The organism is Streptomyces sp. NRRL F-5122, assembly GCF_001507435.1.
Taxonomy (GTDB): domain Bacteria; phylum Actinomycetota; class Actinomycetes; order Streptomycetales; family Streptomycetaceae; genus Streptomyces; species Streptomyces lannensis.
In genome coordinates this window covers 22,527-45,007 of sequence record NZ_LMWH01000070.1, presented here as the reverse complement: position 1 = coordinate 45,007, position 22,481 = coordinate 22,527, and the positions used below count along the sequence as shown (strand labels likewise).

Below are 22,481 nucleotides of genomic sequence, written 5' to 3'. Positions count from 1 at the left end.
TTCTGCCACTTCACCCTCGAACGGGAGGGCTCCATGCCTTCATCTGTCATGCCCACGCCCAGGCGGGGCGACGGTTCGCAGCCGCCCGCCGCCGTCTCCACCATCGGTCTGCGCAAGTCGTACGGCGACAAGACCGTGCTCGACGGAATCGATCTACGCATCCCGGCCGGGTCCGTGTTCGCGCTGCTCGGGCCGAACGGCGCCGGCAAGACCACCACCGTGCAGATTCTGTCCACGCTCATCGCCGCCGACGGCGGACAGGCCCAGGTCGCCGGGCACGACGTCGCCACGGCACCGGACAGGGTGCGCGCCGCGATCGGCGTCACCGGACAGTTCGCCGCGCTCGACGACCTGCTCACCGCCGAGGAGAACCTGCTTCTCATGGCCGACCTGCTGCGCCTCGGCAAACGTGAAGGGCGCCTGCGGGCGGAGGAGTTGCTGGAGCGGTTCGGTATCGCCGACGTCGCGCACAAGCGGGCCGCCACCTTCTCCGGCGGTATGCGGCGCCGGCTCGACCTCGCCATGACGTTGGTCGGCGACCCCCGGGTGATCTTCCTGGACGAGCCGACGACCGGTCTCGACCCGCGCAGCCGCCGCACCATGTGGGACACGGTGCGCTCGCTGGTCGCGGGCGGCACCACGGTCCTCCTCACCACCCAGTACCTGGACGAGGCCGACCAGTTGGCCGACCGGATCGCCGTGCTCGACGGCGGCCGGATCGTCGCCGAGGGCAGCGCCGACGAGCTCAAGGCGCAGATCCCCGGCAGTCATGTACGGCTGCGGTTCACCGACTCCGACGAGTACGAGCGCGCGGCGGCCGTGTTCCCCGGCGCGGCCCGGGACGACGAGAACCTCGCCCTGCGCGTGGCCGGCGACGGCGGCCTCGACGCGCTGCGCGGACTGATCGACCGGCTCGACGCCGCCGGGATCCCGGCGGCCGACTTCTCCGTGCACACCCCCGACCTCGACGACGTGTTCCTCGCCCTGACCGGCCGCGGCACCACCGAAACCGGCACCCCGCTCCACGTCAAGGAGACCCTGCGATGAGCACCCTCACCCACGCCGTGCACGACTCGACGACGATGCTGCGGCGCAACCTCAAGCACGCGATCCGCTATCCGTCCGTGGGGCTCGGCAGCGCCCTGACGCCGATCCTGATGCTGCTGCTGTTCGTGTACGCCTTCGGTGACTCGATCGGCGCGGGCATGGGCGGTGGCCGGGGCACGTACGTGAACTACCTGACGCCCGGCATCATCATCATGGGGGTGGCCGCCGGTTCGATGTCGACCTCCATCGCGGTCTGCTCCGACATGACCGAAGGCATCATCAACCGCTTCCGCACGATGGACATCACGCGCTCGTCGTTCATGACGGGGCATGTCATCGGCAGCGTCATCCAGACGATGGTGTGCATGGTCCCGGTCGTGGGCGTCGCGCTCGCCGTCGGTTTCCGGTCCGGGGCGACCCCGCTCGAATGGCTGGCCGCGGCCGGCCTCCTCACGGCGATCGCCTTCGCGGTGACCTGGCTGTCGGTCGCGCTCGGGCTGATCTCCAAGACCGTCGAGTCCGCCAGCAACAAGCCGCTGCTGATCCAGTTCCTGCCGTTCCTCGGCTCGGCGTTCGTACCGGCCGACTCGATGTCGCCGGGCCTGCGCTGGTTCGCCGAGTACCAGCCGTTCACGCCGATGACCGAGACGCTGCGCGGCCTGCTCTCCGGCTCGGAGATCGGCGACAACGGCTGGATCTCGCTCGCCTGGTGCGCCGGCATCGCCCTGGTCGGTTACGTCTGGTCGCGCTCGCTGTTCAACGGCACCTCCAAGCGCTGAGCTTCCGCGGGTCACCGGCCACCGACATCGCACACCCACCCGGGACACCGGGCCCTTGACCGGGCGCACCGGTCAAGGGCCCCTTGTCGTGCGCACGGTCCGCCGGCCGGCACGGCCGCCCGGGGGCGCGTCCTGGCGCCCGGCCGGGCGAGGGCACGCTATCCGCGCGGGTGGGGGACCTGCTTCCAGCCCTCCATCGACCTGGTGAAGAACAGGACTCGATAGACATCACGGGTCCACACCGTGGCGCCCTCCCCGAAGTCGGAGAGCTCCCGGAACGCTTCTTCCTCCGAGTCGTAGCTGTACTTCCGGCCCTTGGCGTCCTTGATCATCCACTCTCTGCCGGGCAGCGATGCTCCCATGGCCATGACGATCTTCCCCTCCCCATTGTCGACGGCGAGAGCGTAGCCGCTGCCGCCCCGACCACGGCTCAGCAGGCCACGCCGGCCTGGAAGTTCGGCCTCGATGTCCGCGTACGAGCCGCCCGCGGGCCCGCACCGGTCGTGCGCACGGTATGCCGCGGTCACCCATGACCACGCTCGCCGGCCGCCACGGATGCGCGCAGCCGCGCCGCCCGCGGACCCCTCGGACGGCGGTGCCCGTCCGTCGCCGACCTGCGGCCTTCCGGACTCTCTCGTCCGGGTTCCCGGTGTCGCCCGAGCGGATCAGGCGCAGTGGCGGCGGAGAGGAGCCTCCCTAGGCTTGATCGTGTAGGTCAACGGGCCTCCTCTTCCGGGGGCTGCTGTTCGGTCCTTTCCGAGGAGGCACGCCATGACCGCATCGCCCGGGGGTTCCCGACGTCCGGAGGCCGAGGTCGCAGGATTCACCGCCTCGCCGCAGTTCGCCCGAGCGTTGCAGCAGATCCTCGTGGATCTTGTCGAACTGCACCTCCAGGGCAAGCAGGCCCATTGGAACGTCGTCGGCCACAACTTCCGGGACCTTCATCTGCAGCTCGACGAAATCGTCGACGAGGCACGCGAGTTCGCCGACACCATCGCCGAACGCATGCGCGCTCTCGAGGCCTGGCCGGACGGCCGCTCCGACACCGTGGCGGCGAGCACGACACTGCCCGCGTTCCCGGAGGGGGCGCGGAGTGTGAGCGCGGTGGTCGATCTCGTCACCGCGCGGCTGCGCGCCACGGTCGACACGGTGCGCACCCATCACGACCAGGTCGACAGCGAGGACCCCTCCACGGCCGACCTGTTGCACGGCATCATCGACTCGCTGGAGAAGTACGCCTGGATGGTCAGCGCGGAGAACCGGTCCGCCTGACACCGTTTCTGTCGTGGCGCGTCACATCACAAAAAGGGACCATTACCACTATTCTCCCCGGATGGCGGTCCGAAGCACCTGCGGCGGCCCCGCCCCGACCTCGTATGAACCCGCATGACCCGCGTCATGTCCGGCTCATCCGGCTTCGGATCACCCGAGCACGGCACGCCACCCCCGGAGAGACTGTCATGCGCTCATGGTCCAAGACGACCGGGACCCTCGCCTGCCTGGCGCTCGCCCTGTCCTGGCTGTCCGGCTGTGACGCGGCGCCGCCGTCCAAGCCGGCGACGCTGGGTGCGACGCCGTCCGGAGCACGGCTCAGAGGTGCCGGTCTTCTCGACCCCCCGGAGGTGGCGAGCCGTCACGGGGTGCTGCGGACCACCCTCGTGGTGGAGCGGCGCAGGGTATGGGTGGGCGACCGCCGGCTGTGGGCGCTGACCTACAACGGCCGCTACATGCCGCCCACACTCCGCGTCCAGCCGGGCGATCGCATCGAGTTGACGCTGGTGAACCGCGTCGGGGCGGAGTGGCAGGGTGTCACGGCGGACACCAATCTCCATACGCACGGGCTGAACGTCTCACCGCGCCGGCCCGCCGACGACATCTTCATCTCCATCAGGCCCGGCGCGACCTATGACTACACCTACCGGATGCCGCGGAGCATCACACCGGGCACGTACTGGTACCACTCGCACATCGACATGCACTCGGCCGCCCAGGTGGCCGGTGGCGAGTCGGGCCTCATCGTCGTCGACGGCCTGCGCACCTATCTGCCGAGGCACCTGCGCACCATCACCGAGCGCGTGATCGCCCTGAAGGACAACCAGATCAAGGGCAACGAGATCAAGATCCATCCGTTGTCGATCGGGGCGAAGACCAATCGCACGGTCAACGGCCAGCAGAATCCGGTGATCCGCATCCGCCCGGGCGAGACCCAGCTGTGGCGGGTCGCCAACATCGGGGCCAACATCTATTACAAACTGCGCCTGAAGGGCGCCACCTTCCATGTGGTCGCCCAGGACGGCAGGCCCGTCCACCGGATCTACTCCGCGGACACGCTGATCGTCCCGGCCGCCGCCCGGTACGACGTGCTGGTGCAGGGAGGTCCGGCCGGCACCGCCCAGTTGGAGACGCAGCCGTTCTACACCGGACCGGCGGGCAACAGCTTCCCGCAGGCGAACCTGGCGACGGTCGTCACCGGCGGTCCCCCTATGGTCCGGTCCCGTATCCCGTCCCTCTTCGGCCCTCTCGCCGATCTCACCCGCGACAGGATCGCCGCCCGCAAAACGATGATCTACACCGAGAACAAGGCGGGGACGCGGTTCTACATCAACGGCAAGTACTACGACCCGAAGCGCATCGACTTCGTCTCCCGGCTCAACACCGTCGAGGAGTGGACGGTGCGCAACGACACGCAGGAGGACCACACCTTCCACGTCCACACCAACCAGTTCCAGGTGATGTCCCTGAACGGGAAGGCGGTGGACCCCGCCCGCGCCTGGCACGAGACGGTCAACGTGCCGCGCGGCCAGAAGCTCGTCCTGCGGATCCGCTTCGACCACTTCACCGGGCGGACCGTGCTGCACTGCCATCTCCTCAACCACGAGGACATGGGCATGATGTCCGTCCTGGACATCCGCAGATAGGACGGGAACGGCGGTCGCGGGCCGTACGGCGTGCGGCGGTCACGGCGGTGTGGAGGACGCCGCTCCGGCAAGGACGGAAGGCGGAGCAGCGAGGACCGGGGCATCCCCGACGCACCGGCGTCGCTAGCGGCGCGGGCCGTCCGTGTCCTGGGCGAAGGCGCGGAACTCGCTGGGCGTCATGCCGACCGCCGCGCGGAAGGCGCGGGTGAAGTCGGACGGTCGTGGATATCCCCAGCGCAGGGCGATCGTGCTGACGGGGACGGTGCGCTGGGAGGGGTCGGCCAGGTCACGTCGGCAGCGGGCGATGCGCTGCTGCCGGACGACGTCGCCGACCGTGGTGCCGTGCTGCTGGAAGACACGGTGCAGATAGCGCGTGGAGATGTAGTGCGCCGCGGCCAGCGAGCCCGGTGTGAGTGCGGGGTCGTGCAGGTGCGTGCTGATGTAGGCGCTGATCTGCTCGAACAACGCACGCTGCCGTGACCCTGCGGGAAGCAGGGTGTCTCGGTCGCAGTGGTGGGCGAGCAGGGCCGCCGTGAGATCGAGGGCGGTGGTGCCCACCCGGGCGCGGTCGGCCGGGGTCAGTTCCGCGTGCGTGTCGGCGAGGGAGGTCAGCATCACGTGCAGGAGCCGTCCGACCCCCTGCTGCCCGGGAAGCGCCGTTCCGCACAGCGGTGCCACGACCTGCTCGGGCAGGGGCAGGAGGCGCCGGGGGAACTGCAACAGCATCGTCCGTGCCCCGGACGGGTCCGGGCCGGCGGTGGCGGTGAACGGCCGGGAGCTGTCGTACAGCAGCAGGTCCCCGGGGCCGACCGAGGCGTGGGCCCTGGCCTGTTCGATGCTCTGCCGGCCCGAGAGGGTCAGCGCGATCTGGAACATCTCGGGATCGGACCGGCGGATGAGCCGGGGAGTGCGCTGGGACAGCAGAGGGGTGTAGGACATCAGCGACAGCTGCGCCGGTCCGAGGTCCATGGTCTTGATCAGGGCTTCGATCCGTTCCGGCTCGACGGCGAACCTGATGCGGGTGGCCATCAGGGCCTCCCCCGTGGTCTCCATCCAGGCGGCCGCCCGATCCGTGGATGGCAGATGGGCGGTGTCCAGCACTGTGGTCAGCATGCTCTTCCCTCGTACGTGCCGCTCGCTGCGCGGTGCGTACGAGCGTCCTCGGGGGTGCGGGACAACGGAAGTGCGTTGTGAGCCAAGTCGAGTGCGCCGATCGCTCATGACGCGGCCGGGATCGGACGGCAGGCTGATGCCGCACCCCGACGGACGGGCGGCGATCGCCGGCCCGACCCCGCCGGGTTGCCCGTCGCGGGGCCCTTCTCGGCGCAGGGGCATTCCGGACGGCGCGAGACTCGACCGTGATCACCAAAACGCCGTGCGCATCGAACCGGGGGGCGCAGAAGCCCCCGTCGGAGCCTCTTGGAGGCCCTGACGGGCGGGTCGCAGGGCCCCCGCCGCCAGTGCCGTGATCAACGGCAGGCCTGGCCGCCTGTCCAGTACGGGGGAGGACGGCTCTGGCGTGCGGGGCCCTGCGGCTTCGGCGGATCCACGGAGGGACGCAACCCGCCGGCCGGCCGTCACCGCAGCCGCCGGAACACCGACCCGCAGCTTCCCGATCCGGTGAACGATTATCAGTGGGTATGGTGAATTTGTGCGGTTTATCAGGGGTGGCCCGACGGCCATGGTGTGTGCCCTGGTGGCGCCACTCCTCGTCTGCCTGGTGCTGGTGCCGTTCCGGACCATGTTCCCCGGCGTGGACGCCGCCCTCGTCCTGGTGGCGGTGGTGGTGGCCGTGGCCGCCCAGGGCCATCGCCTCGCGGGCGCCCTCGCGGCGGTGTCGGCCACCGTCTGGTTCGACTACTTCCTGGTCCCGCCGTGGAACGCCTTGTCGTTGGCAAGTGCCGAGAACGCCTGGACGGTTCTGCTGCTGCTGGTCATCGGAGTCGCCGTCTCGGAGCTGGCGGTTCGTGGCCGGGCCCAGCGCAGACGGGCGCAGGCCGCTCATGAGCACCTCGATCTGCTCTGCCAGGCCAGTACGTCCATCGGCACCAGCCTCGACGTGGAGCGGACCGCAGAGGAGCTGGTGCAGGTGGCCGTGCCGGGGTTCGCCGACTTCGTCACCGTCGACCTGGCGGCATCGGTCCTGGCCGGCGAGGAGCCGGAGGACGGCTCCGCCGAACTGCGGCGGGTGGCCGTAGGAGGCGTCAGGGAGGACCGTCCGTTCCATCCCTCGGACATGTCGGCCGGGCCCGTCGCCCCGGCCCCCGCGGCCTGCGGGCTCCCGGGCGCGCTCACATGGAGCGAGCCCGATCTGCTCGCGTCGACCGCACGGCGGTCACTGAGCCCGGAGCGGGCCGGGACCGTGCCGGACTTCGGACCCGGCTCGCTGGTCACGGCGCCGCTGCGGGCGCGGGGCATGCTGCTGGGGACGGTCGACTTCTGGCGTACGCGGGACAGCAGGCCCTTCGAAGCGGGCGATCCGGCCGTCGCCGAGGAACTGGCCGCGAAGGCCGCCGTGGCCATCGACAACGCGCGTCGGTACACCCGTGAACGGTCGACCGCGCTGGCTCTGCAGCACAGTCTGCTGCCGCAGCAACTGCCCGGACAGACGGCGGCGGACGTGGCCTTCCGCTATCTGCCCGCGGGTGCGCAGGCCGGGGTGGGCGGCGACTGGTTCGACGTGATCCCGCTCTCCGGCCACCGGGTCGCGTTCGTCGTGGGGGACGTCGTCGGCCACGGCATCAACGCGTCCGCCACCATGGGACGGCTGCGCACCGCCGTGCGCACCCTCGCGGACCTCGACCTGCCGCCCGACGAGCTCATCACCCACCTCGACGACCTCGTCCTCCACTTCGCCGAGGACGACCGCCCTGGCACCGCCCGGAACGACGAGGCGGGGGCGTGCGATGCGGGAGCGGCCGGCGACGTCGGGGCGACCTGCCTGTACGCCGTCTACGACCCGGTCTCGTGCCGTTGTGCGCTGGCCTCGGCCGGCCATCCGCTGCCCGTCCTGCTCACCCCGGACGGCGCCGTGGATCTTGTCGCCGGATTCGTGGGACCGCCGCTCGGCCTGGGCGGTCTGCCCTTCGAGACCACCGAGCTCGACCTGTCCGCGGGCTGCGTGCTCGCCCTCTACTCCGACGGCCTGGTCGAGACCCGGGAGCGCGCCCTGGACGACGGCGTGACCGAACTGCGTGACTTGCTGGCGGCGCCCGCGGCCTCGCTCGAGGCCGCATGCGACTCCATCATCCACACCCTGGTCACCGACCGCCCCGGGGACGATGTGACGCTGCTGCTCGCCCGTACCCGTGTGCTCACCTCGGACCGGGTCGCCAGCTGGGACATACCCGCCGTCCCGGCCCTGGTCGCGCGGGTACGGAAGCAGGCCGTCGAGCAACTGGACGCCTGGGGGCTGTGCGAGGCGACCTGCATCACCGAGCTGCTCGTCAGCGAGCTGGTCACCAACGCCATCCGCTACGGCGAGCCCCCGATCGAGCTCAGACTGATCCGCGACGGCGCGCTGATCTGCGAGGTGTCCGACGCCAGCGGCACCGCTCCTCATCTGCGCCGCGCCCGCACCTACGACGAGGGCGGCCGGGGCCTCCTCCTGGTCGCCCAGCTCAGCCAGAAGTGGGGAACCCGGCACAACGCCAAGGGGAAGACGATCTGGTGCCAGCAGGTGCTGCCGACCAACTGAGACCTCGCGCACGGCGCGGGCCGCCGGGCGGCGGTGCGCACCCCGGCCCCCGCCCGGCGCCGTGTCGCCGGGTCCCCGGGTTCCGGCCCGCTCACGCCGTCATCCGTGCCGCCGATGCGACGGTCGAGCGGGCCTCGCGTTCGGTGAGGCCGGTGCGGACCGCCGCGTCGACCAGTGCGGGGGCGAGCTCCGGGCCGATCCCGTTCTCGTACGCCCGGCAGGCGGCCCAGAAGAGGCGGGTGTTGCGCTGGCCCTCGTGCGCGGCGAGGACGAACTGGACAAGGCCCTGCCCGTGCCTGTCGGTCGACGAGGGCAGGGCATGGCGGCCGGCGGTGCGTGGGGGAGGCAGGAGCAGCCGCAGCAGGGCGGGAGGGCAGGGCGCGGGTGCCAGCTGAGCGGTGCCCGGGGCCGTGCCGTACACCCCGCGTTCGGTGCGCGAGCCGGGGCCGACCAGATAGCCACCGGCACCCCGGATGTCGATGCCGGGGGCGAGCCGGCCCGCCGAGTTCGGTACGACGACGTCCGGCGGGCCGCTCAGCCACAGATGGCGGCCGCCGCTCGGTGTCAGTACGACCACTGTCTCCGGGATGGTGAACAGATGGCGCAGTGCGAGTTCGCGCAGTGCCGCCGAGGAGTCGGTTCCGGACTTGGTGTCGAGGTCGATGCCGATCAGATGGTGGGGCCGCAGGCCGCAGGCGATGCCGTAGCCGGTGGCCCAGGGCGCGGCGGCGAACAGTTCCCGGATGCGGCGGGGCTCGGTGGACGCGTCGTAGACCCCGTGCCCGAAACGGCCGCACTCGCCGTGACAGGTGGGGGCGGTCGGATCGGGGTCGTCGCGGTGGGGGGAGCGCAGGGCGGGCAGCTTCGTCCGGGACAGCGGGATCACCGCCAGTCCGCGTTCCGCGGCGGACAGGGCGTGGGCCAGGGCCAGCGTGGTGGCCTTCCGATCGATGGTGGCCATGCTCCTATGTTCGTACGTATGTTCGAAAAAGGGAAGAGGATCCGGCGGGGTTCATGATGTGGGAATGTGGCGAAAAGGGTTTATCGACACTTCATCACGCTTGAGGGGGATCGCAGGGTGATGGGTGATTTGCCGGGGAATCGGTGGGCAACTCTGAAGTCGCGACGTCGTACATCGTCCGAGGCGGTCGGCCAACTGCCCCGGAAGCAGCCCTACTTCACGTACAACCCGGTGACCAGGCCGGATCGTACGGAGTTCTGGAGGAAACACATGGCAATCATCCGTACCGCTCGTGTCCTCGCCGTCGTCGCTGCCCTGCCGCTCGCCGCCACTCTCTTCGCGGGCGTCGCCTCGGCGGACAACGGCGCGTTCGCGGACGACGGATCGAACGCGGCAGCCGCGAGCATCACCGGCAGCGGGGTCGGACGCGACAACAGGGGGAACTCGTCCACCACGCAGCAGCAGGCGGTCGGCTTCGGCGCCTCGAACCGGAGCAACACCGCTCAGGTGAACGGCTCGGCGTTCACGGCCATCGACCAGAGGAACGAGACCGTGGCCATCAACTTCACCAAGCTGTGGTGAGCCAGGGGCCGGTGCGCGCCCGCCGGCCCTGAACTCCCACGGTGTGTGCTTTCCAGGGTCATCACACGTCCGCGCGGCGGCACTTCGGTGCCGTCGCGCGGACGTTTTCCCCTGCCCGTGGGTGTCCTCCAAGGGGTACCGCGACCTTGACAGACGACCGCATCTGACGGGCAGTCAGGGACCGTCGTGAGGAACAACCCCGTCTCCGTAACGAGGTCCGGGAGGCCCGATGGTCATGCCGAACACCGGCGAGGTGCAGCGGGATACCGTCGCGACGCAGTGGTCCGGAACGCGAGGAGGGCGGCGGTGACGGCCGAGGGCGAGGAGGACGTCTCGGTGCGCTCCACCACGGCAGAGCAGGAGCCGGCCGGGCGCCTCAGGACGTACGCGGGGCGCCCCCCCCCGCCGTCGCGGGCGTCGGCAGGGATCCGGTCAACGCGCCGATGATCCGGCACTGGTGCGAGGTGATGGGTGACACCAACCCCGCCTACACCGGTCCGGACGCGATCGCCCCGCCCACCATGCTCCAGGTGTGGACGATGGGCGGCCTCTCCGGCCACGCGGGGCGCACGGAGGCGTTCGACGAGCTGCTCGGCCTGCTCGACGAGGCCGGCTGCACCTCCGTCGTCGCCACCGACTGCGAGCAGGAGTACCTGCGTCCGCTGCGGCCCGGGGACGAGGTCACGTTCGACGCGGTGATCGAGTCGGTCTCGGACCGGAAGCGGACGAAGCTCGGCACCGGGTACTTCGTCACGACGCGGATGGACGTACCGGTGGCGGGTGAGCCGGTGGGCATCCACCGGTTCCGGATCCTCAAGTACGCCCCCGCCCCCGGCGGTACCGGCGCCCGAAGGCCCCGGCCGGTGATCAACCGGGACAACGCCGGGTTCTGGGAGGGTGTCGCGCGGCACCGGCTGCTGATCCAGCGGTGCTCCGGCTGCGGCACACCGCGCTTCCCCTGGCTGCCGGGGTGCGGTGCGTGCGGCTCGCCGGACTGGGACACGGTCGAGGCCGGCGGCGAGGGGACGGTCTACTCCTACGTCGTCGTGCACCACCCGCCCTTCCCCGCCTTCGACCCTCCGTACGCGGTCGGCCTGATCGCGCTGGCGGAGGGCGTGCGGATCGTCGCCGACGTGGTCGGGGTGCCGTGCGACAAGGTGCGCATCGGCATGCCCGTACGCCTGGAGTTCCACCGGTACGACGAGGAGCTGCAACTCCCGGTCTTCCGGCCCCTCGACGGGGACGGGCGATCGGGGGAGCCGATCGGCCACGGAGAGGAGCCGGGATGAGGGGCGGTGGGCCACAGGCCGGTGCGGTGCGGGTCGGGACGCGGCTGCCGCCGCTGGAGATCGAGATCACGCGCACGCTGATCGTGGCCGGCGCGATCGCCTCCCGCGACTACCAGGACGTGCACCACGACCCGGAGTCGGCCCGCCGGAAGGGGTCCCCCGACATCTTCATGAACATCCTGACGACCAACGGCCTGGTCGGGCGGTACGTCACGGACCACTTCGGCCCGAACGCGGTCCTGCGCAAGGTGGCCGTCCGGCTCGGCGCGCCCAACCGCCCCGGCGACACGATGGTGCTGACCGGGACGGTCGAGGAGGCCGACGGGGAGACGGTCACGGTGGGTGTGGTCGGCTCGAACGGCATCGGCCGGCACGTCACGGGCACGGTCACCCTCACCCTTCCGGGCTGGGGTGCGGGATGAGCGTACGGGCGAAGGACACGCTCGGCGGACGGGCGGCGGTCGTGGGGATCGGGGCCACCGAGTTCTCCAAGGACTCGGGGCGCAGTGAGCTGAGGCTTGCGGTGGAGGCGGTGCGGGCCGCGCTGGACGACGCCGGGTTGTCCCCGGCGGACGTGGACGGCATGGTGACCTTCACGATGGACACCAGTCCCGAGATCACCGTGGCCCAGGCGGCCGGCATCGGCGAGCTGTCCTTCTTCTCCCGCATCCACTACGGCGGCGGCGCCGCCTGTGCGACGGTCCAGCAGGCCGCGCTCGCCGTGGCGGCGGGGGTGGCCGAGGTCGTGGTGTGCTACCGCGCGTTCAACGAGCGCTCGGGCCGCCGCTTCGGCTCCGGCGTACAGCACCGCGAGGCGTCGGCCGAGGGCGTGGCCCTCGGCTGGTCCCTGCCGGCCGGGCTGCTCACCCCCGCCTCCTGGGTGGCGATGGCCGCCCAGCGGTATCTGCACACCCACGGGCTGACGCCGGACGCGTTCGGCCAGGTGGCCGTCGTGGACCGTGCCTACGCGGCCACGAACCCGGCGGCGTACTTCCACGGCCGGCCGATCACGCTCGCCGACCACGCGGCCTCCCGCTGGATCGTGGAGCCGCTGCGGCTGCTCGACTGCTGCCAGGAGACGGACGGCGGCCAGGCGCTGGTGGTCACCTCAGTGGAGCGGGCGCGCGACCTGCCGCACGTCCCGGCCGTGGTCGCGGCCGCCGCCCAGGGCGCAGGACGCGCGCAGGAGCAGATGACCAGCTTCTACCGGGACGACCTGAGTGGACTGCCCGAGATGGGCGTGGTGGCCCGCCAGCTGTGGCGGACGTCGGGGATGGGGCCCGCGGACATCGATGTTGCCGTCCTCTACGACCACTTCACGCCGTTCGTGCTGATGCAGCTGGAGGAGTTCGGGTTCTGCGAGCCCGGCGCGGCGGCCGGTTTCGTGGCCTCGCGGACCCTGCCGTTGAACACCCACGGAGGGCAGCTCGGGAAGGCGTATCTGCACGGGATGAACGGTATCGCGGAGGCCGTACGGCAACTGCGCGGCACGGTGGCGAACGGGATACCCGGTGCCGCCCGCACGCTGGTCACCGCGGGGACCGGCGTTCCCACCTCGGGTCTGATCCTGACGGCGGAGGGCTGATGACCGATGCCCCGGTGCCCGGCTCTCAGGGATGAACCCTCAGGGGGGCGTACAGGCTCGTCCACCTTCAGGAGGTGGGGTCGGCCCCCCGCCTACAACCTGAGGGGGACACCGCTTCGGGACCTCCGGCCGATCCGCCGCAACACCGGGCGAACCTAGCGTGGAGCCATGACCACACCCGTCTGCACCAGCGCTTCGAACGCCATGACGCGGACCCTCCCGTACCCGTCGTTCTCGTCGTACGTGAAGGCCCGCCAGCCGGTGCTGCTGCGCACCGCCCGGTCGCTGACCGCCAATCCGAGCGACGCCGAGGACCTGCTGCAGACCGCTCTGGCGAAGACGTACGTCGCCTGGGAGCGGATCGAGGACCACCGTGCGCTCGACGGGTACGTCCGCAGGGCCCTGCTGAACACCCGGACCTCGCAGTGGCGCAAGCGCAAGGTCGACGAGTTCGTCTGCGACGAGCTGCCCGAGCCCGAGGGGACGCCGGGCGCGGATCCCGCCGAGGAGCAGGCGCTGCACGACGCCATGTGGCGGGCCGTCATGAAACTGCCCGCACGCCAGCGCGCGATGGTGGTCCTGCGCTACTACGAGGACCTGAGCGAGGCCCAGACGGCCGAGGTGCTCGGTGTGTCCATCGGCACGGTCAAGTCGGCGGTGTCCCGGGCGCTCGGCAAGCTCCGCGAGGACCCCGAGCTGGAGCCCGTGCGCCAGGCATCCTGAGCGGACCCTGATCGATCATCCCGAGGGCTAGTGACATACCGAGCGGTATGTGCGCAGAATGCGCTACCCCCCTACTACCGCGTAGGCAACGTCGCCCCGGGAGGACGCCGTGCAGAGCACGATGCAGGACGTACCGCTGCTGATCTCGAGGATCCTGACCCACGGATCCACGGTCCACGGATCGTCTCAGGTGACCACCTGGACCGGTGAGGGCTCGCCGCAGCGCCGCTCGTACGCCCAGGTCGGCGCCCGCGCGGCCCAGTTGGCGCACGCTCTGCACGAGGATCTCGGCGTCCGGGCCGACGACCGCGTGGCCACCCTGATGTGGAACAACGCCGAGCACGTCGAGGCCTACTTCGCGATCCCCTGCATGGGTGCCGTACTGCACACGCTCAACCTGCGACTGCCGGTGGAGCAGTTGACCTGGATCGTCAACCACGCCGCCGACCGGGTGGTCATCGTCAACGGCTCCCTCCTGCCGCTGATCGCTCCCCTCCTGCCGCACCTCAAGTCGGTCGAGCACGTGGTCGTGTCGGGCCCCGGTGACCGTTCGCTGCTCTCCGAGGCAAGCGCCCAGGTGCACGAGTACGAGGACCTGATCGCCGGGAAGCCGGTCGACTACGACTGGCCGGAGCTGGACGAACTCCAGGCCGCCGCCATGTGCTACACCTCCGGCACGACCGGCGACCCCAAGGGCGTGGTCTATTCCCACCGTTCCGTCTATCTGCACTCGATGCAGGTCAACATGACCCAGTCCATGGGTCTCACCGACGAGGACACCTCGCTCGTCGTGGTTCCGCAGTTCCATGTCAACGCCTGGGGTCTGCCGCACGCCACCTTCATGACGGGAGTCAACCTCCTCATGCCGGACCGCTTCCTGCAGCCCGCGCCGCTCGCCGAGATGATCGAGAACGAGCGGCCCACGCACGCCGCGGCGGTCCCCACCATCTGGCAGGGCCTGCTCGCCGAGCTGACCGCCCGGCCGCGTGAGGTGTCGTCCCTCACCCAGGTCACCATCGGCGGCTCGGCCTGCCCGCCCTCGCTCATGGAAGCCTTCGACAAGCTCGGCATGCGGGTCTGCCACGCCTGGGGCATGACCGAGACCTCCCCGCTCGGCACGGTGGCGAGGCCGCCGGCCCATGCGGTGGGCACCGACGAGGAGTTCGCGTACCGGCTGACCCAGGGGCGCTTCCCGGCCGGAGTCGAGGCGCGGCTCACCGGCCCCGGCGGCGAGCGGCTGCCCTGGGACGGCGAGTCGGCGGGCGAACTGGAGGTGCGCGGCCCGTGGATCGCCGGGGCCTACTACAACGGCCCCGACGCCGATCCGCTGCGTCCCGCCGACAAGTTCAGCGAGGACGGCTGGCTCAAGACCGGGGACGTCGGGACGATAAGCCCCGACGGCTTCCTGACCCTCACCGACCGTGCCAAGGACGTCATCAAGTCCGGCGGCGAGTGGATCTCGTCCGTCGACCTGGAGAACGCCCTGATGTCCCACCCGGACGTCGCCGAGGCCGCCGTCGTCGCCGTCCCGGACGACAGGTGGGGGGAGCGCCCGCTCGCCACGGTGGTGCTGAAGGAGGGCGCCACCGCGGACTTCGGCGCACTCCGCCTGTTCCTCGCGGAAGAAGCCAAGATCGCCAGGTGGCAGCTGCCCGAGCGCTGGACGATCGTCGCCGCGGTGCCCAAGACGAGTGTCGGCAAGTTCGACAAGAAGGTGCTGCGCAGGCAGTACGCGGCGGGTGAACTGGAGATCACGCAGATCTGACCCGCACGACAGGGGAGCCGGGGCGGTGTTCCACGACGGACGCCGCACCGGCTCCCCCGTGCATGCACGACGGGCTTCGTGGTCCGGTCAGTTCGTGCCGACCCGGGCCAGTAGGTCCACGATCCGGTCCTGCACCTCGGGGGTCGTCGAACGCTCCGCGAGGAACAGCACCGTCTCGCCGGAGACCAGCCGGGGCAGATCGGCCTGGTCGACGGCGGCGGTGTAGACGACGAGCGGGGTGCGGTTGAGCAGGTTGTTCGCCCGCAGCCAGTCAACGACCCCGGCCTGCCGGCGGTGGACCTGCATCAGGTCCATCACCACCAGGTTCGGCCGCATCTGAGCGGCCAGCGTGACCGCGTCCGTGTCCGAGGCGGCCCGTGCGACCTGCATTCCGCGCCGTTCCAGCGTCGCCGTGAGAGCGAGTGCGATCTCCGCGTGCTCCTCGACGAGCAGGACGCGCGGAGGGTGCTGCTCGGAGTCGCGTGGTGCCAGTGCCTTCAGGAGCACGGCCGGATCGGCGCCGTACGCGGCCTCGCGTGTCGCCTGGCCGAGTCCTGCCGTGACCAGTACGGGCACCTCGGCGGCGACCGCCGCCTGGCGCAGCGACTGGAGCGCCTTGCGGGTGATCGGACCGGTCAGCGGGTCGACGAAGAGCGCGGCCGGGAAGGCGGCGATCTGCGCGTCGACCTCCTCACGGGAGTTGACGATGACGGGCCGGTAGCCGCGGTCGCTGAGGGCCTGCTGGGTCGTCACGTCCGGGGCGGGCCACACGAGCAGCCGGCGCGGGTTGTCCAGCGGCTCGGGGGGCAGCTCGTCGTCCAACGGCCGCGTCTGGGGCTGATCGGCGACCTCGACGGCACCGCCGGGCCCGTCGAGCGGCTCGGGTCCTTCGTCCGCGTTCTTGTCCGGGGCTCCTATGGCGTACGACCGCCCGGCGCCCTCGCTGGCGCCTGCGAGACGGGACTGCCCGGCCAACGACGGCTGGGCCGAGGAGCCCTGCGGATGCTGGCGGGCCGCCGTCTCCGGGCTCGCGCCCGCCGGGTCGGGCGGCGTGCCGAGCTTGCGACGGCGCGCCGAGCCGGCGGGCTGGTGCGGCGCAGGTGTCGGCGACTGGGAGCGGGGCTGTGCCTGCGGCTGTGTCCCCTGACGGGCGAAGGGCACACCCTGCCCGAGCGTCCGCACACTGATCGCCCGGCCCTGCGTCGAGTTGGGGTCGACGGGCGCGGCGGCCTCGGCGGGCAGGGGCTGGGCGGTGCGCGGCCGGGCGGTGCGCTCCGGGGCCGGTGCGGTGCCTGCCGCGGGCGTCTGCTGCGCGGGCACGGGCGTCCCGGCGCCCGTGGTGTCACCGGAGGCCGGCCATGACTGCGCGGGCGCGGGGGTGCGTGTGGCCCCCTGGGGGACACCGCCCGCGGGGGCCGCCTGCGCGGGCACCGACGGAGCCGGTGCGAGCGCGGCAGGGGCCGATGGAGCGGGGGCGGACTGCCCCGCCGCCTGCCGGCCGCCCATCGGGCTCTGCGGCGCGGTCCCCTGCGGGGGAACGGCCGCTTTGGCGACCGCGGGCGCGGGGGCACCTTGTGCGGGGACACCCTGGCCGGGTGTCGGCTGCGCGGGCACGCTTTGAGCCGGCACCGTCGCGGCGGGAGCCTGCCCGGAAGCCTGACGGGCCCGACGGCGGCCCGTGGGCGCGGACACGGGATGGGGCTGAGGGGGCGTGTGGTCCTGGGCCTGGTCGTGCGACACCTGGTCGTGGCCGCCGTCCGCGGCCCGAACGGGGTCGGGAGCGTCCCGCTCCGGTGTGCGGTCCGCCTTGGCCGGCGGCAGTGCGAACACCGTCCGGGGAGCGGAATCGGCCGCGGCGGCACGCTCGTTCGCGGCGGCCAGGGCGCGTCGGCGACGCCCGGTGGGCGCCGGGTCGGCCTCGTCGGACGCCGGGGTGGCCACCGCGGGCAGTGCGGGGGGCAGCGCCTGCGGCGCGAGCTCACCGCGGGAGCCCTGGCCCGCGGGTACGCCCCGTGGCGACACGGCCTGCCCCAGCCCGCTGGCCGAAGCGGGGCTGCCGGCGGCGTGTTCGGCGGCGGTCGTCACGGAACCCTCGGACACCCCCTCGGCACCCTTGTCGACCGGGCTCGGGCGTCCGCGTCGTCGTCCCGTACCGCCGGAGGCCGAGGTCTCGGCACCGCTCTCGTCCGTCGCGGCGGCCGGCGCCGGCGCCCCGGCGGCCTTCTCCTCCGCCGCGCGCCGCCTGCGTCGACCGGTGGGCGCGGCGGCCGGGTCGGAGGCGGCGGGAGTGTCCGACTCGCTCTCCAGGAAGGCGTCCACGGACGACCGGCGGGCCCGCCGCCGTCCGCCGCCCTGCGGTGCCGCCTGCTCCTCGGGCGTCTGCCCGGTCGCGGGCTCTTCCGCGGGAGTCACGGCCGGGGGTGGCGTCATCGCCCCGGCACCGCCGCCGATCGGCACCTCGAGCACAAACGCGTTGCCGCTCATCCCCGGCACCTCGTGCGTCTGCAGCACACCGCCGTGCGCGCGCACGATGCCGCTGACGATCGGCTGGTGGACCGGGTCGCCCCCGGCGTACGGGCCGCGCACCTCGATGCGGACGACCTCGCCGCGCTGGGCGGCCGCGACGACGACGGTGTTGTCCATGTAACCGCCCGCCGAGACGGGCGCGTTGCCCGTGGCGTCGACGCCCGCCACGTCCGCCACGAGGTGCGCGAGGGCCTGTGCGAGCCGCTGCGGGTCGACCTCGGCCTCGATGGGCGGGGCGTGGACGGCGAACTGCACACGGCCGGGCCCGATCAGCTCGACGGCACCGTCGACACCGGCGGCGACCACCGCGTCGAGCATGACGGCGGTGCGGACGAGCGGGACCTCGCCGGCGTCCAGGCGCTGGTAGCCGAGGACGTTGTCGACGAGCGTGGTGATGCGCGAGTAGCCGGCCGCGAGGTGGTGGAGCACCTGGTTGGCCTCGGGCCACAGCTGGCCGGCATCGTCCGCGGCGAGCTTGGACAGGCCGCCGCGCAGTTCGTCGAGGGGGCCGCGCAACGACTGCCCCAGCAGGGAGAGCAGTTGATCGTGCCGAGCGGTCAGGGCCTCGTAGCGGTCCTTTTCACGCTCGCCGAGCGCCGCATAGCGCTCGTCGCCGGCCGCGATCTCCTCCGCGTGCCGTTCGTGCAGCTCGGCGAGCTCGGCGGCGTGCTCCTCGCGCAGCCGCCGCAGCTCTTCCTCGTGCTCCTTGGCGAGTCGCTCGAGCTCCTGCTCGTGCTGCTTGAGCGACTCCTCCTTCTCCGCCGTGAGCGCGTCGAACGGGCGCCGGTCGGTGAACGTCATGACGGCGCCGACGAGCTGGTCGCCGTCGCGCACGGGCGCGGTCGTCAGGTCGACCGGGACTCTGTCCCCGCTCTTGGACCACAGCACCTGCCCGCGCACCCGGTGCTTGCGCCCGGAGCGCAGGGTGTCGTGCAGCGGCGACTCGGTGTACGGGAAGGGGGAGCCGTCCTCGCGCGAGTGCAGCACGAGGGTGTGCAGCTCCTTGCCGCCCAGATCGCTGGCGCGGTAACCGAGGATCTGGGCCGCGGCCGGGTTGACGAGCACGACCCGGCCGTCGGTGTCCGTGCCCACCACACCCTCGGCCGCGGCGCGAAGGATCATCTCGGTCTGCCGCTGCGAGCGGGCGAGTTCGGCCTCGGTGTCGACGGTGCCGGACAGATCGCGGACCACGAGCATCAGCAGCTCGTCGCCGGTGTAGCCGTGGCCGTCGTACGCCTGCCGGCCGTCCTCGAGGTTGGCGCTGGTGACCTCGACGGGGAACTCGCTGCCGTCCGTGCGGCGTGCAATCATCCGCGTCGGCTTGGTCCGGCCGTTGGCATCGAGGGAATCGGGCTGCCGCATGGACCCGGGGATCAGCCGCGAGTCGAAGTGGGGCAGCAGGTCGAGCAGTCCGCGCCCGACCAGAGCGGTCCCGGGCGTCTCGAAGGCCTCGAGGGCGATGGTGTTGGCGTTGACGACCGTTCCGTTGGCGTTGACCAGCACCAGTGCGTCCGGAAGCGCATCCAGTATGGCAGCGAGGCGAGCAGCGCCTCGGGATGGCCTGCTGCTCACGAGACGCTTCCTCCCTGTTACCGCACCTTGCCGACCGCGGAGGCCATCTTGCCAATCGGCCCGCAGCGTGTCACGGGGGGATTCTACGGGCAGAGGCCCAGCCTGCGGCCCCGGATGAGAGGGAGGTCGCACGCGGAAGTCTCGCAGAACCTGTGACCGCGCAGGTCGACGGGCGGAACCCGCGTATCACCCGTGACGTCGTCCCGGGCCGGCGAGGATCCGCCGGGGCGGATTCTGCGAACGAACGTCCGGCAGTAGGGGCACCAGGTCGTCCCAGCGGGACATCTGACAGCCGTCGCCGCGGCTGTAGCGGGCGTCGACCGGCCGCCCGGCCCAGACCCCGGTGACGTGGGCGGTCGCCGGACCCCCGTACTGCATCGTGCACAGACTGCGCGGCGGTACCGGAGCGAAGGGGTCCCGGCCCCAGACGGTCCTCCTGTCGAGCGTGCGGCAGGCGCGGACGGGGTCCGGGTGGCTGCCGAGGTCGGGATGACAGCGCAGTACGTACGTCCCGTCGGCCTGTCCCGCGTGGCGCACGGTGACCACGAGCCGGTCGCCACGGGGGGCGGGGGCGCGGCCGTGGGCATGCGCGGTGACGGGTGCCGCGGCCGCGGAGAGAAGGAGGACGGCACCGAGGACCATGCCGCGTGAGATGAACTGGACCATGCAGGGACTAACGGCGGCGGCGGGGGACGGTTGCGCTCCCTGCACCGGCCGTGGTCCTTTCGGCCCGCTCGCGGGACCCGGCGAGGGGTCCTGGCGGGGGCACCGCGCGGGAGGCGGCCGGGCGGACGCGTCGGGAGCCGGGCCTCGGGGCGCCGCCTTCGGATCCGCGGTGCGGTTCGCGGCCCAGTGCTTTGCCCTGCGGCCTTTCCGCCTAGTACCGTGGGGGTCGATTGGTGACACCCCGCTCGGCTGTGTCATCATCTGCACGCACCACTCGCGCTCGCGCGGGAGCGGTTGTGCTGGAGGCGTCGCCTAGTCCGGTCTATGGCGCCGCACTGCTAATGCGGTTTGGGCCTTAAAGCCCATCGAGGGTTCAAATCCCTCCGCCTCCGCGTTCGATCACCGAAGCCCCGGTCCGTACGGCCGGGGCTTCGGCGTTCCCCGGGCTGTCAAGAGGGGTCGTGCGCATCCGCCGGATATGGCGTTTTCGCAGGTCACAAGGGGTTTGCCAAATGGATTTCACATGGCGGCGGCAGTCATGTAATGTTCTTCCTGTCGCCGAGAGCGGGCCGCAAGGGCCGGGAGTGGCGGAGAAAAAACAGAAGAACAAGCACTCGTAGCTTAACGGATAGAGCATCTGACTACGGATCAGAAGGTTGCAGGTTCGAATCCTGCCGAGTGCACACAGGTCAAAGGCCCCGACGGGTTTCCCGTCGGGGCCTTTGACATCAACGGCTGACATCAGTGTGCCGGGAAGGACACCCTCAGCCGTCCGACGTCAGCCCTTCCGACCCTTCGTCGGGATCATCGAGATTCAGAGCGTCGTCCATGCGTTCCGCGGCGGCCCGCAAGGTCGTGTCCATCACGTGCGCGTAGGTGTCGAGCGTCATCGTGATGGTGCTGTGGCCGAGCGTCTCCATGATCGTCCGAGCGTCCACCCCTCGTGAGAGCAGGAGGGAGGCGCACGTGTGCCGTAGGTCGTGGACCCTGACGCGCCGCACGTTCGCATCCCTGCAAAGGATCGTCAGCATCCTGTTGAGGCTGCGAGGGTCGATGACCCGCCCTGTCTGTGTGTTGAAGATCAGTCCGTCGGGCTGGTCCGGCGCCGGCTGCCACTTCTTTCCTGCGACCTTGCGTTCGCGCTCTTGCTGCTCGCGGTGGTGGGTGAGCGCTCGCACGAGGTGCTGTGGCAGGGACACCGTACGGATGGACCGTGTGGTCTTCGGCGTTCCGAAGAGGAGTTCCCGTCGGATGCGCTGCACGTTCCGGCGCACCCGGAGCTGTCGGTTCGTGAGGTCGATGTCCGACCACGTGAGGGCAAGCGCTTCCCCGCGCCGTAGCCCGGTCGACACGAGCAGCAGCCATAGCGCGTACAGCCGGTGTGTACGAGCGGTCTTGAGCAGGATCCGGACTTCGGCGCCGTCCAGGGGCCGCACTTCCTTGGGTGTGACTGTCGGGGTCTCGACGATGCGCGCGACGTTCCGAGCGATCAGCTCTTCGCGCATCGCTTGCTGTAGGGCCGATCGGAGCACGGCGTGTACGTACTGGACTGTCCGAGCGGACGGAAGCCGCTTGCAGCACTTGCCCACAGCACAGCACCCGCGCTTTCCCTCCGGGCGGTCGTGGTCGGCACCGCGCAGGCAGCAGAGGCAAGAGCCTTTGAACTCGGTCAGGAATCGGCGCACGTCCGCCGGGGAGAGCCGGTTGAGCCGCTTCTTGCCGAGTGCTGGTCGGATGTAGAGCCGGGTCAACCCCTCGTAGCTGTTGAGGGTGGCGGGCTTGAGCCGTTCCGGAGCGATGGTGGCGAGCCAGTAGGTCAGGTAGTCGCCGAACGCCATCGTTGAGGATGCGGCTGGGATTCCCTGACGGGTCTTCTCCTGCAACTCGGTGAGTTTGCCCGCCACTTCCTCGCGGGTCTTGCCGTACACGAATTTTCGGGTGCGGGTGCCGTCCGGGCGATAGACGTAGGCGGCGGCCTGATAGCGCCCGTCGGTGCGCTTGGTGATCGTTCCTTCGCCGTTGGCGCGTCGCTTGGCCATCAGGCAGCTTCCTCCAATCGGTCGCGCAGGTACGCGCGAACGCTGTCGACCGGGACGCGACGGGCCCGTCCGATCTTGATGCTGGGGAGTTCGTTGGAGCGGATCAGGTCGTAGACCTTGAAGCGGCTGATCCGCAGAGCCTCCATGACCTCCGGAACGGTCAAGGCTTCAGGCGTCGTGGGTACGGCGGTGAGCACGTCGAACCTCCGTGGGCAGGCGGGGCCGGTCGGGGCCCCCTTCTGAGGGGCGCTACTTCCGCTACCGCCGCTACCTCGCAGGTCAGGGGCCTGTTGGAGGTAGCGGGAAGGGGTAGCGGTAGCGGATGGGTAGCG

The 22,481-nt window shown here is 71.2% G+C and carries 17 protein-coding genes, 2 tRNA genes and 1 pseudogene; 13 read left to right on the top strand and 7 right to left on the bottom strand.

Annotated elements, in window-relative coordinates; genetic code table 11:
- Nucleotides 1-48: 48 nt before the first annotated feature.
- On the top strand, nucleotides 49-1,047 hold the full coding sequence (locus ADL25_RS10120; protein ID WP_059127329.1) for an ATP-binding cassette domain-containing protein: 999 nt from the start codon (nucleotides 49-51) through the stop codon (nucleotides 1,045-1,047).
- Nucleotides 1,044-1,826: an ABC transporter permease gene (locus ADL25_RS10115; RefSeq protein ID WP_059127328.1), complete on the top strand. Its 783-nt coding sequence runs from the start codon at nucleotides 1,044-1,046 to the stop codon at nucleotides 1,824-1,826. The genes ADL25_RS10120 and ADL25_RS10115 overlap by 4 nt, the downstream gene beginning before the upstream one ends.
- A 158-nt stretch (nucleotides 1,827-1,984) precedes the next feature.
- Here the strand turns inward: ADL25_RS10115 and ADL25_RS10110 are convergent, their stop codons facing one another.
- Nucleotides 1,985-2,353, bottom strand: a complete 369-nt coding sequence (locus tag ADL25_RS10110) for a hypothetical protein (RefSeq protein WP_059127327.1) — start codon at nucleotides 2,351-2,353, stop codon at nucleotides 1,985-1,987.
- A gap of 244 nt (nucleotides 2,354-2,597) precedes the next feature.
- Here ADL25_RS10110 and ADL25_RS10105 point away from each other — a divergent pair, with 244 nt between their 5' ends.
- Both ADL25_RS10105 and ADL25_RS10100 read left to right on the top strand, forming a co-directional pair.
- A complete protein-coding gene (locus ADL25_RS10105) occupies nucleotides 2,598-3,098 on the top strand; it encodes a Dps family protein (protein ID WP_059127326.1) in 501 nt (166 codons plus the stop codon).
- Between the two features lie 188 nt (nucleotides 3,099-3,286).
- Nucleotides 3,287-4,744 (top strand): multicopper oxidase family protein, encoded by a 1,458-nt coding sequence (locus ADL25_RS10100; RefSeq protein WP_059127325.1) that lies wholly within the window; start codon nucleotides 3,287-3,289, stop codon nucleotides 4,742-4,744.
- A gap of 123 nt (nucleotides 4,745-4,867) precedes the next feature.
- Here ADL25_RS10100 and ADL25_RS10095 read toward each other — a convergent pair whose 3' ends face one another.
- On the bottom strand, nucleotides 4,868-5,857 hold the full coding sequence (locus ADL25_RS10095) for a helix-turn-helix domain-containing protein (RefSeq protein WP_059127324.1): 990 nt from the start codon (nucleotides 5,855-5,857) through the stop codon (nucleotides 4,868-4,870).
- Nucleotides 5,858-6,425: 568 nt separating this feature from the next.
- On the opposite strand from ADL25_RS10095, the gene ADL25_RS10090 reads away from it, so the two are divergent.
- Nucleotides 6,426-8,441, top strand: coding sequence for a SpoIIE family protein phosphatase (locus ADL25_RS10090; RefSeq protein WP_079050279.1), 2,016 nt, complete (start codon nucleotides 6,426-6,428; stop codon nucleotides 8,439-8,441).
- Between the two features lie 91 nt (nucleotides 8,442-8,532).
- Here ADL25_RS10090 and ADL25_RS10085 read toward each other — a convergent pair whose 3' ends face one another.
- Nucleotides 8,533-9,402: a bifunctional DNA primase/polymerase gene (locus tag ADL25_RS10085; RefSeq protein WP_059127322.1), complete on the bottom strand. Its 870-nt coding sequence runs from the start codon at nucleotides 9,400-9,402 to the stop codon at nucleotides 8,533-8,535.
- A gap of 270 nt (nucleotides 9,403-9,672) precedes the next feature.
- Between ADL25_RS10085 and ADL25_RS10080 the strand changes: the two genes are divergently transcribed.
- From ADL25_RS10080 to ADL25_RS10055, 6 genes and pseudogenes are all read left to right on the top strand, one after another.
- Entirely contained in the window at nucleotides 9,673-9,984 is a 312-nt protein-coding gene (locus ADL25_RS10080) for a hypothetical protein (protein WP_059127321.1), read from the top strand.
- Between the two features lie 336 nt (nucleotides 9,985-10,320).
- A pseudogene (locus ADL25_RS10075) lies at nucleotides 10,321-11,273 on the top strand (bifunctional MaoC family dehydratase N-terminal/OB-fold nucleic acid binding domain-containing protein).
- Complete coding sequence (locus ADL25_RS10070; protein ID WP_059127320.1) at nucleotides 11,270-11,695, top strand: MaoC family dehydratase; 426 nt, start codon at nucleotides 11,270-11,272, stop codon at nucleotides 11,693-11,695. Before ADL25_RS10075 ends, ADL25_RS10070 begins: the two are co-directional and overlap by 4 nt.
- On the top strand, nucleotides 11,692-12,858 hold the full coding sequence (locus ADL25_RS10065) for a lipid-transfer protein (RefSeq protein WP_059127319.1): 1,167 nt from the start codon (nucleotides 11,692-11,694) through the stop codon (nucleotides 12,856-12,858). The genes ADL25_RS10070 and ADL25_RS10065 overlap by 4 nt, the downstream gene beginning before the upstream one ends.
- 168 nt (nucleotides 12,859-13,026) lie before the next feature.
- Nucleotides 13,027-13,581 carry a SigE family RNA polymerase sigma factor gene (locus tag ADL25_RS10060; protein WP_059127318.1) on the top strand — a complete coding sequence of 185 codons (555 nt, stop codon included), beginning with the start codon at nucleotides 13,027-13,029 and terminating at the stop codon, nucleotides 13,579-13,581.
- Between the two features lie 121 nt (nucleotides 13,582-13,702).
- Complete coding sequence (locus ADL25_RS10055) at nucleotides 13,703-15,346, top strand: long-chain fatty acid--CoA ligase (RefSeq protein ID WP_079050289.1); 1,644 nt, start codon at nucleotides 13,703-13,705, stop codon at nucleotides 15,344-15,346.
- Between the two features lie 87 nt (nucleotides 15,347-15,433).
- Here the strand turns inward: ADL25_RS10055 and ADL25_RS10050 are convergent, their stop codons facing one another.
- Nucleotides 15,434-19,444: a PAS domain-containing protein gene (locus ADL25_RS10050; RefSeq protein ID WP_059127316.1), complete on the bottom strand. Its 4,011-nt coding sequence runs from the start codon at nucleotides 19,442-19,444 to the stop codon at nucleotides 15,434-15,436.
- 186 nt (nucleotides 19,445-19,630) lie between these two features.
- On the bottom strand, nucleotides 19,631-20,110 hold the full coding sequence (locus ADL25_RS10045; RefSeq protein ID WP_059127315.1) for an SSI family serine proteinase inhibitor: 480 nt from the start codon (nucleotides 20,108-20,110) through the stop codon (nucleotides 19,631-19,633).
- 301 nt (nucleotides 20,111-20,411) lie between these two features.
- Here ADL25_RS10045 and ADL25_RS10040 point away from each other — a divergent pair.
- Nucleotides 20,412-20,502 (top strand) — tRNA-Ser (locus ADL25_RS10040).
- A 218-nt stretch (nucleotides 20,503-20,720) separates the two neighbouring features.
- Nucleotides 20,721-20,793 (top strand) — tRNA-Arg (locus tag ADL25_RS10035).
- Nucleotides 20,794-20,874: 81 nt separating this feature from the next.
- Here the strand turns inward: ADL25_RS10035 and ADL25_RS10030 are convergent.
- Together ADL25_RS10030 and ADL25_RS10025 are read right to left on the bottom strand one after the other, a co-directional pair.
- Complete coding sequence (locus tag ADL25_RS10030) at nucleotides 20,875-22,149, bottom strand: tyrosine-type recombinase/integrase (RefSeq protein WP_059127314.1); 1,275 nt, start codon at nucleotides 22,147-22,149, stop codon at nucleotides 20,875-20,877.
- On the bottom strand, nucleotides 22,149-22,346 hold the full coding sequence (locus tag ADL25_RS10025) for a helix-turn-helix domain-containing protein (protein ID WP_040251532.1): 198 nt from the start codon (nucleotides 22,344-22,346) through the stop codon (nucleotides 22,149-22,151). The genes ADL25_RS10030 and ADL25_RS10025 overlap by 1 nt, the downstream gene beginning before the upstream one ends.
- Nucleotides 22,347-22,481: the final 135 nt, after the last annotated feature.

What these genes read in the sequence shown, in the direction of transcription:
- ADL25_RS10070 (WP_059127320.1), top strand. Translation starts at nt 11,270, where the DNA reads ATGAGGGGCGGTGGGCCACAGGCCGGTGCGGTGCGGGTCGGGACGCGG.
- ADL25_RS10060 (WP_059127318.1), top strand. Translation starts at nt 13,027, where the DNA reads ATGACCACACCCGTCTGCACCAGCGCTTCGAACGCCATGACGCGGACC.
- ADL25_RS10120 (WP_059127329.1), top strand. Translation starts at nt 49, where the DNA reads ATGCCCACGCCCAGGCGGGGCGACGGTTCGCAGCCGCCCGCCGCCGTC.
- ADL25_RS10085 (WP_059127322.1), bottom strand. Translation starts at nt 9,402, where the DNA reads ATGGCCACCATCGATCGGAAGGCCACCACGCTGGCCCTGGCCCACGCC.
- ADL25_RS10115 (WP_059127328.1), top strand. Translation starts at nt 1,044, where the DNA reads ATGAGCACCCTCACCCACGCCGTGCACGACTCGACGACGATGCTGCGG.
- ADL25_RS10030 (WP_059127314.1), bottom strand. Translation starts at nt 22,149, where the DNA reads ATGGCCAAGCGACGCGCCAACGGCGAAGGAACGATCACCAAGCGCACC.
- ADL25_RS10100 (WP_059127325.1), top strand. Translation starts at nt 3,287, where the DNA reads ATGCGCTCATGGTCCAAGACGACCGGGACCCTCGCCTGCCTGGCGCTC.
- ADL25_RS10065 (WP_059127319.1), top strand. Translation starts at nt 11,692, where the DNA reads ATGAGCGTACGGGCGAAGGACACGCTCGGCGGACGGGCGGCGGTCGTG.
- ADL25_RS10055 (WP_079050289.1), top strand. Translation starts at nt 13,703, where the DNA reads ATGCAGGACGTACCGCTGCTGATCTCGAGGATCCTGACCCACGGATCC.
- ADL25_RS10105 (WP_059127326.1), top strand. Translation starts at nt 2,598, where the DNA reads ATGACCGCATCGCCCGGGGGTTCCCGACGTCCGGAGGCCGAGGTCGCA.
- ADL25_RS10095 (WP_059127324.1), bottom strand. Translation starts at nt 5,857, where the DNA reads ATGCTGACCACAGTGCTGGACACCGCCCATCTGCCATCCACGGATCGG.
- ADL25_RS10090 (WP_079050279.1), top strand. Translation starts at nt 6,426, where the DNA reads ATGGTGTGTGCCCTGGTGGCGCCACTCCTCGTCTGCCTGGTGCTGGTG.
- ADL25_RS10045 (WP_059127315.1), bottom strand. Translation starts at nt 20,110, where the DNA reads ATGGTCCAGTTCATCTCACGCGGCATGGTCCTCGGTGCCGTCCTCCTT.
- ADL25_RS10080 (WP_059127321.1), top strand. Translation starts at nt 9,673, where the DNA reads ATGGCAATCATCCGTACCGCTCGTGTCCTCGCCGTCGTCGCTGCCCTG.